General features: G+C 66.4%; 9 protein-coding genes. 3 read left to right on the forward strand and 6 right to left on the reverse strand.

The window, feature by feature from the left end; all coding sequences use genetic code 11:
• Positions 1 to 5 precede the first annotated feature (5 nt).
• The 4 genes from AC1RRP_RS02525 to chrA form a co-directional block, all read right to left on the reverse strand.
• The gene (locus AC1RRP_RS02525; RefSeq protein ID WP_493032930.1) at positions 6 to 581 is read right to left on the reverse strand and encodes a LemA family protein; all 576 of its coding nucleotides are present in this window, start codon (positions 579 to 581) and stop codon (positions 6 to 8) included.
• 123 nt (positions 582 to 704) lie between these two features.
• On the reverse strand, positions 705 to 2288 hold the full coding sequence (gene ahpF / locus AC1RRP_RS02530; protein ID WP_493032932.1) for an alkyl hydroperoxide reductase subunit F: 1584 nt from the start codon (positions 2286 to 2288) through the stop codon (positions 705 to 707).
• Positions 2289 to 2391: 103 nt separating this feature from the next.
• Positions 2392 to 2955, reverse strand: coding sequence for an alkyl hydroperoxide reductase subunit C (ahpC, locus tag AC1RRP_RS02535; protein ID WP_174251226.1), 564 nt, complete (start codon positions 2953 to 2955; stop codon positions 2392 to 2394).
• Positions 2956 to 3145: 190 nt separating this feature from the next.
• A complete protein-coding gene (gene chrA, locus AC1RRP_RS02540) occupies positions 3146 to 4495 on the reverse strand; it encodes a chromate efflux transporter (protein WP_493032934.1) in 1350 nt (449 codons plus the stop codon).
• A 34-nt stretch (positions 4496 to 4529) separates the two neighbouring features.
• On the opposite strand from chrA, the gene AC1RRP_RS02545 reads away from it, so the two are divergent.
• The 3 genes from AC1RRP_RS02545 to AC1RRP_RS02555 all read left to right on the forward strand — a co-directional run bounded on the left by AC1RRP_RS02545 (position 4530) and on the right by AC1RRP_RS02555 (position 7597).
• Positions 4530 to 5297: a YdcF family protein gene (locus AC1RRP_RS02545; protein ID WP_493032936.1), complete on the forward strand. Its 768-nt coding sequence runs from the start codon at positions 4530 to 4532 to the stop codon at positions 5295 to 5297.
• 62 nt (positions 5298 to 5359) lie between these two features.
• The gene (locus tag AC1RRP_RS02550) at positions 5360 to 5818 is read left to right on the forward strand and encodes a hypothetical protein (RefSeq protein ID WP_493032938.1); all 459 of its coding nucleotides are present in this window, start codon (positions 5360 to 5362) and stop codon (positions 5816 to 5818) included.
• Positions 5819 to 5992: 174 nt separating this feature from the next.
• Positions 5993 to 7597 carry a GGDEF domain-containing response regulator gene (locus tag AC1RRP_RS02555; RefSeq protein WP_493032940.1) on the forward strand — a complete coding sequence of 535 codons (1605 nt, stop codon included), beginning with the start codon at positions 5993 to 5995 and terminating at the stop codon, positions 7595 to 7597.
• A 39-nt stretch (positions 7598 to 7636) separates the two neighbouring features.
• Here AC1RRP_RS02555 and AC1RRP_RS02560 read toward each other — a convergent pair whose 3' ends face one another.
• Together AC1RRP_RS02560 and AC1RRP_RS02565 are read right to left on the reverse strand one after the other, a co-directional pair.
• Entirely contained in the window at positions 7637 to 8935 is a 1299-nt protein-coding gene (locus tag AC1RRP_RS02560) for a hemolysin family protein (RefSeq protein ID WP_493032942.1), read from the reverse strand.
• Positions 8936 to 8980: 45 nt separating this feature from the next.
• Positions 8981 to 11590, reverse strand: a complete 2610-nt coding sequence (locus AC1RRP_RS02565; RefSeq protein ID WP_493032944.1) for a CHASE2 domain-containing serine/threonine-protein kinase — start codon at positions 11588 to 11590, stop codon at positions 8981 to 8983.
• Positions 11591 to 11715 lie beyond the last annotated feature (125 nt).

Consider the following 11715-nt stretch of genomic DNA (forward strand, 5'->3'; position numbering starts at 1 on the left):
ACCGGTCAGCTGCTGAAGAGCTGGCGCACGTCGACGTCGGCCTTCTCGTGGTCGGCGAATTCGAGCAGCGGGTGGTGCTTGAAGTTGAAGATGCGCGCGACCAGCGCGTCGGGGAAGGAGTCGACCCGCACATTGTTCAGGTTGACCGACTCGTTGTAGAGCTCGCGGCGGTCGGAGATCAGGCTCTCCAGCGAACTGATGCGCTGCTGCAGCTGCATGAAGTGCTCGTTGGCCTTCAGTTCGGGGTAGGCCTCGGCCACGGCGAAGATCTGGCCCAGGCCGGTGCGCAGCGCGCCTTCGGCCCGGCTGAGGGCCGGCACGTCGTGCGCCTCGCGCGCGCTCTGCACGCGGCTGCGCGCCTCGATCACCGACTGCAGGGTGGCCTGCTCGAACTGCTTGTATTGCTTGCAGACCTCGACCAGCTTGGGCAGTTCGTCATGGCGCTGCTTGAGCGACACGTCGATATTGGCCCAGGCCTTGGCCAAGTTGTGCTTGAGCTGCACCAGGCCGTTGTAGAGCATGACGACGTACACGCCGACGACGACCACCACACCCCAGAAGATCGCGGAACCGATAGACATGAACTGCCCTCCACTTTTGTTGGCAGGCCATCATAAGAGCAGCGACCGGCACCCGGACTGGCGCCCATGAAAAAAGGGACAGGCTTGGTAGCGCTGTCCCTTTCCGGCAACGTGGCCTGGAAATCAGGCGGCCACGGCCACGGCCTCGGCCACCGGCGTACGGATCAGGTGGTCGAAGGCGCTCAGTGCGGCCTTGGCACCCTCGCCCGCAGCGATCACGATCTGCTTGTAGGGCACGGTCGTGCAGTCGCCGGCGGCGAACACCCCTGCCACATTGGTATGGCCCTTGGCATCGACCACGATCTCGCCGTAGCGGCTCAGCTCCAGCGTGCCCTTGAGCCATTCGGTGTTGGGCACCAGGCCGATCTGCACGAACACGCCCTCGAGCTCGACATGCCTGGTCTCACCGCTCACGCGGTCCTTGTAGCCCAGGCCGTTGACCTTGCTGCCGTCACCGGTGATCTCGGTGGTCTGCGCATTGAGGTGGATGCTCACATTGGGCAGGCTCCTGAGCTTGCTCACCAGCACGGCATCGGCCTTGAGCGCGTCGGCAAACTCGATCAGCGTCACGTGCTGCACGATGCCGGCCAGGTCGATGGCCGCTTCCACACCGGAGTTTCCGCCGCCGATCACCGCGACACGCTTGCCCTTGAACAGGGGACCGTCGCAGTGCGGGCAATAGGCCACGCCGCGGTTCTTGTACGCCTGCTCACCCGGCACGTTGACGTTGCGCCAGCGCGCGCCGGTGGACAGGATGACGCTCCTGGCCTGGAGCACGCCGCCATTGGCCATCTGCACTTCGACCAGGCCACCCGGCTCCTCGGCCGGGATCAGCTTGTCGGCGCGCTGCAGGTTCATGATGTCCACTTCGTAGTGACGTACCTGGGCTTCGAGGGCCGCTGCGAACTTGGGGCCGTCGGTCTCCAGCACCGAGATGTAGTTCTCGATGGCCATGGTGTCGTTGACCTGGCCACCGAAACGCTCGGCCGCCACGCCCACGCGGATGCCCTTGCGCGCGGCGTACACGGCAGCGGCTGCACCGGCCGGGCCGCCGCCGACGATCAGCACGTCATAGGGGTCCTTGGCCGACAGCTTGGCCGCCTCGCGCGCTTCGGATTTCACGTCGAGCTTGGCGACGATCTCTTCGACCGTCATGCGACCGGAGGCGAAGACCTGGCCGTTGAGGTAGGTCATGGGCACGGCCATGATCTGGCGTTCGTCCACTTCCGCCTGGAACAGGGCGCCGTCGATCACCGTGGTCTGAACGCGCGGGTTCAGGATGGCCATCAGGCTGGTCGCCTGCACCACGTCCGGGCAGTTGTGGCAGCTCAGGGACATGTAGACCTCGAACTGGAAGTCGCCGTCCAGGGCCTTGATCTGTTCGATGACGTCGGCATCGACCTTCGGCGGGTGGCCGCCGGTCCACAGCAGGGCCAGCACCAGAGAGGTGAACTCGTGGCCCAGGGGGATGCCGGCAAAACGCACACCGGTGCTCTCGCCTTCGCGGGCGATCACGAAAGAAGGCTTGCGCGCATCGCTGCCGCTCTCGTCGAAGCTCACCTGGTCGGACAGGCTGGCGATGTCCTGCAACAGGGCACGCAGCTCAGCCGAACTGGCGCCATCGTCCAGCGAGGCGATCAGGCGGATGGGGCGCTGCAGCTTGCCCAGGTAGGCCTGCAGCTGTTGCTTCATGGTGTCGTCGAGCATGGGGTTCTCCAGGTTGGGGTGGGGCAGGCAATGCCGCTGTGGGATGGGCCGGGGTCCTTGGGGGACCGCGGCCCATCGGGCTGCGGAACTGTCAGCCGAACGATCAGATCTTGCCGACCAGGTCCAGGGACGGGGTCAGGGTCTTGGCGCCTTCGTTCCACTTGGCGGGGCAGACCTGGCCGGGGTTCTTGGCCACGTACTGGGCAGCCTTGAGCTTGCGCAGGGTTTCCTTGACGTCGCGGGCGATGGCGTTGTCATGCACCTCGGCGGTCTTGATCTGGCCTTCGGGGTTGATGATGAAGGTGCCGCGCAGGGCCAGGCCTTCTTCTTCGATGTGCACGCCGAAAGCGCGGGTCAGTTGGTGGGTCGGGTCGCCAACCAGGGGGAACTTGGCCTTGCCCACGGCGGGGGAGGTCTCGTGCCACACCTTGTGGGCGAAATGGGTGTCGGTGGTGACGATGTAGACCTCGGCGCCGGCCTTCTGGAACTCGGCGTAGTTGTCAGCAGCGTCTTCCACTTCGGTGGGGCAGTTGAAGGTGAAGGCAGCCGGCATGAAGATCAGCACGGACCACTCGCCCTTGAGCGTCTCATTGCTGACCTGCACGAAGCGGCCGTTGTGGAAGGCTTCGGCCTTGAAAGGCTGGACTTGGGTGTTGATCAGGGACATGAATTAACTCCTGTTGATTGATAAAGGGGATGTATGAAAACGACCGGTTTTTTGAACCGATGACGAGATTGTAGTCTTTATCTATCGAAATTAATTATTGATTTAACAATACTAACGATAGGGAAACTTTATTGCGCCGCACCAAAAGGGACGGTCCGGGGGATCGGGAGGCCGAAAAGTGAGTGCAGGCTCAGACGCCCGCACTCTTGAGCGCGAGGCCCAGCAAGGCGCACACGCCAATGACGTGCATGACATTGCGCTGGTAGCGCAGCAGGGCGACGGCCGCCGCCAGGGCGATCGCCGCCGACACAAGGTCGAAACGACCGGCCAGGCCCTGCGGCCAGAGCACGTGGTAACCAAAGAAGAGCGCCAGGTTCAGCACCACGCCCACCACGGCCGCCGTGATGGCCGTCAGCGGCGCGGTGAACTTCAGGTCATCGTGGGTGGACTCCACCAGCGGCCCACCGGCCAGGATGAACAGGAAGGACGGCAGGAAGGTGAACCAGGTCACCAGCGCGGCCGCCAGGGCGCCGGCCAGGAACAGCGCATCCGGCCCCAACAGGGCCTGGCCGTAGGCGCCAACGAATCCCACAAAGGCCACCACCATGATCAGCGGCCCGGGGGTGGTCTCGCCCAAGGCCAGGCCGTCGATCATCTGCTCGGGGGTGAGCCAGCCGTAATGGCCCACCGCCCCCTGGTAGACATAGGGCAACACCGCGTAGGCGCCGCCGAAGGTCAGCAAGGCCGCCTTGGTGAAGAACCAGCCCATCTGCGTGTAACCATGGCCCCAGCCCCAGACGGCCGTCAGCAGCGCCATGGGCACGATCCAAAGGAGGGCAGCGACCCCCAGCACCCGCAGCAGGTGGGGCCAGCGAAAACGCGCGTGCGCCGGGGGCGGCGTGTCATCGTCGATGAGGGCCGGTCCATAGGACTGCTGCTTGCCGCCGTGCCCGCCTCCCGTACGAAAACGCGCTGGCGCCAGGCGCCCGCCGAGGTAGCCGATCAGGGCTGCGGCAGCGACGATGGCCGGGAAGGGAACGTTCAGCGCAAAAATCGCCACGAAAGACGCGGCGGCGATGGCCCATAGCGCGCCGTTTTTCAGCGCACGCGAGCCGATGCGCCAGGCCGCCTGCAGCACGATGGCCGTGACCGCCGGCTTGATGCCATAGAACAGGCCCGCAACCAGCGGCATCTGCCCGTAGGCGATGTAGATCCAGGACAGCGCAGTCAGGATGAACAGCGAGGGCAGCACGAACAGCACGCCGGCCACGATGCCGCCCCAGGTGCGGTGCATCAGCCAGCCCAGGTAGGTGGCCAGCTGCTGTGCCTCGGGGCCGGGCAGCACCATGCAGTAGTTCAAGGCGTGCAGGAAACGCCGCTCGGAGATCCAGCGCCGCCGCTCCACCAGCTCCTCGTGCATGATGGCAATCTGCCCGGCCGGGCCGCCGAAGCTGATGAAGCCCAGCTTGAACCAGAAACGCAGGGCCTGCCAGAAACTCACGGGCGACGGGGCGCTATCCTCGATGGCTGTGTTGCTCATCGCACCGATCATAGCCACCCCCCTCACCCGCCCCATGTTCGTTCTCGCCAAACTGCTCGCCTTCCTGACCCAGCCCCTGGCCTGGGTCGTCGCCCTGCTCACACTGGGCCTGCTCCTGCAAGGCCGCTGGCGTCGCAGCGCCACCGCCTTGCTGTGGAGCGCGCTGGTCGTGTTATTGCTGCAGGGCTGGATACCGCTGCCCGATGCACTGCTGCGCCACCTGGAGGCGCAGTACCCTGCCCCCGTCGAAATCGACCTGCAAGGCTATGCCGGCGTCATCGTGCTGGGAGGCGCCACGGAGCCGTCCTATGTCTGGCAAGGCCGCACACAACCCGCGCTGAATGACGCCGCCGAACGCCTGACCGCCGCGCTGCCCCTGCTGCAGCGGGCGCCACAGCTCAAGCTGCTCTACACCGGTGGCGAGGGCGAATTGATCTTCAAGGGGTTGACCGAGGCCGAGCGCGCGCGCCGCTTCTACGACAGCATGGGCGTGCCAGCGCAGCGGCTGATCCTGGAGTCGGCCTCGCGCACCACCTATGAGAACGCCGTGCTCAGCGCTGCCGTGCCGGGTGTGGACAAGACGCGCCCCTGGCTGCTGCTGACCTCGGCCTGGCACATGCCACGCTCCATGGCCACCTTCGAGAAGGCGGGCTGGAACGTCACGCCCTGGCCGGCGGACTACCGCACCGGCCAGGCCACCCCCTGGGCCCAGTACGGGCTGGCCGATGGTGCGGCCCGCTGGCACACGGCCCTGCATGAAATCCTGGGCCTGTGGGTCTACCGGCTCACGGGGCGCGCCTGATACAAATCTGCTACATCTGCTCTCTACAATCGCGCCGGTGTCAACGACCTCGGAGCCTTGAGATGAACAACAACAACGCCGCCTGGTGGATACGCTACCTGCTGGTGATCGTCGTCACCCTGGTCCTGGGTGCCGCCCTCGGTGAACTGGCCTTCTTCCAGAAGACCAGCCTACCCGCGCTCAAGCTCACCGCCGCCAATCTGGTGCGTTTTCTGGGCTATGGCAGTGCCCTGCTGCTGCTCTGGCTGCTGAGCCGGCGCGCCGCGCATGAACTGGACAAGCAGGGGAGCTGGCAAGTGCAGGCCAGCCGCTTCGTGCTGCCGCTGGCCACCGTCGTCATCGTGCCGGCGGCCCATCCCGTGTTGCTGCTGCTGCTCGGCGGCCTGCTTGGCACCGAGCTGCGCAAGATCTACGACTGGCTCTTCATCCTGGGCACACTGGCAGCGGCAATCTGGCTCGTGCTCTCCCTGTACCAGCACCTGGAGCGGCTGCTCGAAAGCCTGCGCAAGCCCTCCGACTGAGCCGGACGGCGCATCGGGCCTGCGCCTGCGCGTCGCCCAGGACACGCCCTATACTTTGGCCATGCAGCCGCCTCCAGCCCCACGACCCCGGTTTGCCGGTCCGGTCTGCGCGGAGACGGCCACCTGCGCGAGGGCGACTTCCGCCCGGCCGGGTCGCTGAACGCCACCGCGGCCATGTCCTGCTCCCCCGAAGAACTCCTGAAACGCAGCACGGCCCTGGCCGCCGGCTGGCAAGCCTTCCTGGCCGCACCCGGGACCGACCCGCTGCTTGAGTTTGCCGTCTCCCTCTCCAGCTTCACCGAGTTCCTGCACGGCAAGGGACTGTCGGGGCTGAACCAGGTCTCGCGCAGCCTGGAGCAGCAGACGCTCGCCCTGCTCGACATCGGCCCCGATGCCACCATCGCGCCGGCGACCCTGGCCGATCTGCACCAGCGTGTGCAGGAACTCGGGGCACGGGTGAGCGACTTCATCGACAGCCAACGCCGCCCTGTCATGGAGCGCCGCGCCCAGACTGTCGACCCGTCCATGCGGGACGTCGCCCCGCTGCATCGCGTCTGGCTGGTCGGCAGCAGCGGCGCGGCCTGGCAGGAGCTGGCGCTGCAACTGGGCTACTTCAACATTGACGCCGAGTTCCACCAGATCCGCAACCTGCCCGGACACGGCGACGAGCCGGCCATCGTCCTGCTCAACGCCGGCGGCCTGAGCAGCCGGCAGACGGTCGAACAGGTCCAGCAACTGCGCGAGCGCTTTGCCGCCAGTACCCTGCTGGTGCACGAACTCGCGGGCGATTTCGACAGCCTGCGCGCGGCCTTGTCGGCGGGCAGCGATTTCTGCTTCCCGACGGGGACCGCCCAGGCACTGATCCTGGCCAAGCTCATCGAACTGTGCAGCGGCAAGCAGGAAGCTCCCTACCGGGCGCTGGTGGTGGAAGACTCCATCACCGCCAGCAAATCGATCCAGCGCACACTCGCCATGTGCGATATCGAGACCCATGCCATCGCCAATCCCCATGAGGTGCTGGACTGCCTGGCGCAGTTCCAGCCCGACCTGATCCTGATGGATATGTTCATGCCGGGCTGCACCGGGGTCGAAGCGGCCCGGGTGATACGCCAACACCCGGAGTTCCTCTCCATCCCCATCGTCTACCTGTCAGGCGACACGAACGTGCCGCTGCAGATCGAGGCGCTGCGCCTCGGGGGCGACCACTTCCTCACCAAACCCTACAACCCGGTGGTGCTCAACGCCATCGTGCAGAGCAAGATCGAGCGTTACCGGGCCCTGCGCCGGGCCATGGAGCGCGACAGCCTCACGGGCCTGTACAACCACCGCACGTCCAAGGACAAGCTGGCCACGGCCATCCAGCAGGCGCGCAGCACACAACAGGCCCTGGCGGTGGCGATGATCGACATCGATCATTTCAAGAAGATCAACGACGGCTACGGCCACCCCATGGGCGACCAGGTGATCCGCAGCCTGTCCTGGTTCCTCAGCCAGCGCCTGCGCAAGACCGACATCATCGGCCGCTACGGCGGCGAAGAGTTCCTGGTGGTGCTGCCGGCAGCGGACACACCGCGGGCCGTGGAAGTGCTGGACCGCATCCGCCACGACTTTGGCCAGATCAAGCATCCCTTCAATGAAACCTGGTGCACCGCCACGCTCTCTGCCGGCGTGACCCAGCTGCACGAAACGGACGACGCCCAGGCGCTGATCAAGCAGGCCGACGAGGCGCTCTATTCCGCCAAGCGCGCCGGACGCAACCGCATCGTGAGCTGGGAGTAAGCGGGAGACCCGGATCACTCGCACCGTGCGCGGCGCGAGTTATTCGGAGGGTCCCACCGGCCGGGCCAGTACCTTGTCGATGCGACGGCCGTCCAGGTCCACCACCTCGAACTCCCAGCCGGCGCAGACGATGCGCTCGCCGGTGTGCGGCAGGTGGCCGCTGACGGACAGCAGCAGGCCGGCCACGGTGTTGTAACGCCCACGCTCCTCGTCCGGCAGGTCCCGGATCTCCAGGCGGCTCTTGAGTTCGTCCACCGGAATCATGCCGTCGAGCAGCCAGGTTCCGTCATCGCGCTCGGTGGCCCAGGCGTCGATCTGCGCCACCGGCTGCAATTCGCCGGTGATGGCTTCCAGCAGATCGCCTGGCGTCAGCAGGCCCTGCACCACGCCATACTCGTCGACCACGAAGACCATGCGCCCGGAACGTTGCCGGAACTGCTCCAGCAGTTCCATGCCCGAGAGCGTCTCGGGCACGAAGACGGCGGGTTGTGCATGCGCCTCGATCGTGCCCTCGGTCGCCGGCCCCAGCGCCAGCAGCTTGCCCACGCTGATCACGCCCACCACGTCTTCGAGCGACCAGCGGCACACCGGGTACCAGGAATGCGCGCCGCTCTGGCCGGCCTGGCCCACGTGCTGCAGGCTCTGCGCCACGCTGTGCGAGGCATCCAGCCAGTCGATGTCGGCACGCGGCACCATCAGCGAGGTCAGCGGGCGGTCGTCCAGGCGGAAGACGTTGCGCACCATCTGGTGCTCCTGCTGTTCGATCACGCCTGCGTCCACCCCCTCCTCCAGGTTGTGGCGGATTTCCTCTTCCGTCATGCTGCGCGTGACATTCGTGGGGATGCCCAGCAGGCGCAGCACGCCTTGCGTGGTGGCCGCCAGCAGTTTGACGAAGGGCTTGGCGCCGATGGCCAGCCAGTGCATGGGGCGCGACATCCAGCGCGCCACCGTCTCGGGATAGAGCTGGCCAATGCGCTTGGGCACCAGCTCACCGAAGATGATGGTGAGGAAGGTGATGATGGCCACCACCAGCGCCGTGGCCGTGATGCCGGCCGCGCGCTCGGTCGCACCCATCTCTTCCAGCCAGACGGCCAGGTCGATGCTGAAAGCGGCCTCGCCGACGATGCCGTTGAGCACGCCGATGGAAGTGATGCCCACTTGCACCGTGGAGAGAAACTGGTTGGGGTTGTCCAGCAGATCCAGGGCCTTCTGGGCACCGCCATCCCCGGCCTCGGCCATGGCCAGCAGGCGGGCCTTGCGGCTGGCGGCCAGCGCCAGTTCCGACATGGCGAACAGGCCGTTGAGGACGATCAGCAGCGCAATCAGCAGGAATTCCATGGATCCCGTAACAAAGTGGAGATCACCGGACTTTACCTTCCCCTGCTATGGCGCCCCCGGCACCGTGTCGGACCAGTCCTTGCCCGCACCCGGCGTCGACGGTACCGTGGCCTCCCAGGCCGGCCTGGGCAACGTGGCCGCGCACTGGCGCAGCGCCTCGGCCAGCTCGGCCCCGCTGGCGTAACGCCCCTCGGGCGTCTTGGCCAGGGCCTTGCCCAGAATGGCCACCAGGCAAGGCGGCAGATCGGCGCGCAAGGTCAGGATGTCCGCCGGCGCCTCGTTGGCAATGCGGTACATCAGCTGGGCCATGGAGTCGCCATCGAAAGGCAGCCGTCCGCAGGCCAGCTGGTAGAGCATGACCCCCAGCGAAAAAAGATCGGAAGCGCCGCTCACCTTGTGACCGGCCAGCTGCTCGGGCGACATGTAGGACGGCGTGCCCATGACCATGCCGGTGCGGGTCTTGCTCGAATCGGTGATGCGCGCGATGCCGAAGTCGGCCACCTTGACCGTGTCGGTCTCGGGGTCGTACATGATGTTGCCGGGTTTGATGTCGCGGTGCACCACGTTCTGCCTGTGCGCATAGTCCAGCGCCTCGGCCACCCGCGCCACGATGCCCATCACCACCGGCAGGGGCAGCAGGGCCCCGGGCTTGATATAGCCCACCAGGTCCTTGCCTTTGAGGTACTCCATGGCGATGTAGGCCAGGTCGTGTTCCTCGCCGGCATCAAACATGGTGACGATGTTCGGGTGGCTCAGGCGCCCGGCGGATTCCGCCTCGCTGAAGAAGCGCTGCTTGACCTCCTGCAGCACATCCGCATCGAACTCCTGCGCCAGGGCCAGGGTCTTGATGGCCACCAGGCGGCCGATCTTCGGGTCCTTGCCCAGGTAGACCACGCCCATGGCGCCCTTGCCCAGTTCCTTCTCGATCTCGTAGCGGCCCAGCATGGGCTTGGCCACGCCGGGGCGGTCCAGCACCAGGGTGCTGTCGTTGCCACGCGTGGCGCCCCCCAGGATCACGGTCTCGGCCATGGCCTTGGACTGGGCCAGCCGCGCTTCCAGGTCACGGAACTTCGGCTTGTATTCGGCCATGCGCCGGAACACGGCCTCGGCCTTGTTGAACTGGCGCTTGCGCTCGAAGTCCAGCGCGAGGTTGTAGAGCAGTTCCATCAGGCCGTCATCCATCGGCACCTTGCTGAACTTCTCGAAAGCCATGTCCAGCTGGCCCTGCCCCTGGAAAGCCAGGCCCAGCATGCGGTTGCTTTCGGCGGACTCGGCATCGGACTTCTGCTTGCCCTCCTCGGCCAGCAGGAAGTGCTTGGTGGTCAGCAACAGGTGGCCCACCAGCAGCAGCACGGCCGGCAGCATCAGCGGCAACCAGGTGGCGTACATCGTCATCAAGCCGAAGTGCGCCAGCAGCAGGGCCACGAAGACCGCGCCCGTCACCATCGCACCGGTGGCGGCGCTCAGGCGCGGCAGCAGCAGGATGAGGTAAAGCGCCACGGCCAGGAAGATGCCCAGCTGCGCCAGCGTGCCCCAGGTCGGGGTGAGGAAGTAGTCACCGTTGAGGATGCTGGAGACGGTGTGCGCCAGAGTCACCACCGATGGCATGCTGGCCGCGATGGGGGTGACCTGCAGCGTGCCCACGCCCGCCGCCGAGGCGCCGATGAGCACGATCTTGTCGCGGTACTTGCTGGCCGGGATCTTGCCGCTGAGCACGTCGAAGAAGGAATCGACCTGGAAGGCCGGCCGGCCGCCGGCATCCTTGTAGAAGAAGGTCTGCATGCGCATCGTCGGGTCGGTGCTGATGAAACGCTGGCCGAGCTGCACACCGCTGCCCAGCTGCACCCGGATGTCTTCGGCCTTGAGGTTCAGGCTGCGCGCCGCCAGGATCAGCGAAAGCGCCGGGTAATAGTCGCCGTAGTGGCCCATGACCAGCGGCTCGCTGCGCACGGCGCCATCGACGTCACGCGAGACGTTCAGGTGCCCGATGGCCTGGGCCTGGCTGCCCAGCACGGGAATCGGCAGCAGCACGCCCAGCGAAGGATCGGGTTGGGCGCCGGAAGCCGCGGCCTGCACCTGGGTCAGCCGGTTGCGCAGCACGAAGTCGGGCAGGGGCTTGTCGGGCTTGCCCTGCGGTTCGCCGGGTTCGAAGTACATGGCCAGCTCCACCCTGCCGCTGCGCCCCAGGCTCTCGCCGAGCTTGCGGTCGTTGTCGAGCTTGCGGCCGGCCTCCTCCAGCAACGCCTCCAGGCGTGCCACGTCGGCGCGGTGCGCCGGGTTGCCCGAACTGCGGATCGAGGACGCATCGAGCCAGCCGCTGACCTGGCCGACATACGCCAGCCCGGCCTCGACCTGGGGTTCGGTGAACAGCACGGTATGGCCCACCACCTTGGCCGGCCCTTCGGCCAGCAGGTCGATCAGGCGCGCATGGATCTCGCGCGGCCAGGGCCAGCGCCCCAGGTTGGCGATGCTCTGGTCGTCGATGGCGATGATGGCGACCCTGTCACTAGGCACGCGGGTGCTGGCCAGGACACCCAGGTCATAGGCCTTGCGCTCCAGGCTCTGCATCAGATCCGTGCCGGCGCCCAGGAAAAGCACCACGGAGACCAGCAGGCCGACCAGCCAGTCCTTACGCCAAAACGACGCGTTTTTCATGTCGTCCTCTGTGTTGTCTTTTACATGCAAGTGCACGGCAGGCCTGGGGCCCAGGCAGCAGCGCACCCCCTTGAGTCGACCCAGTCTAATGCAGCCGCCAGGCCCGGGACAAGGACCGCACGCGG

It is taken from the genome of Hylemonella sp. GW821-FHT12C09, from assembly GCF_058807395.1.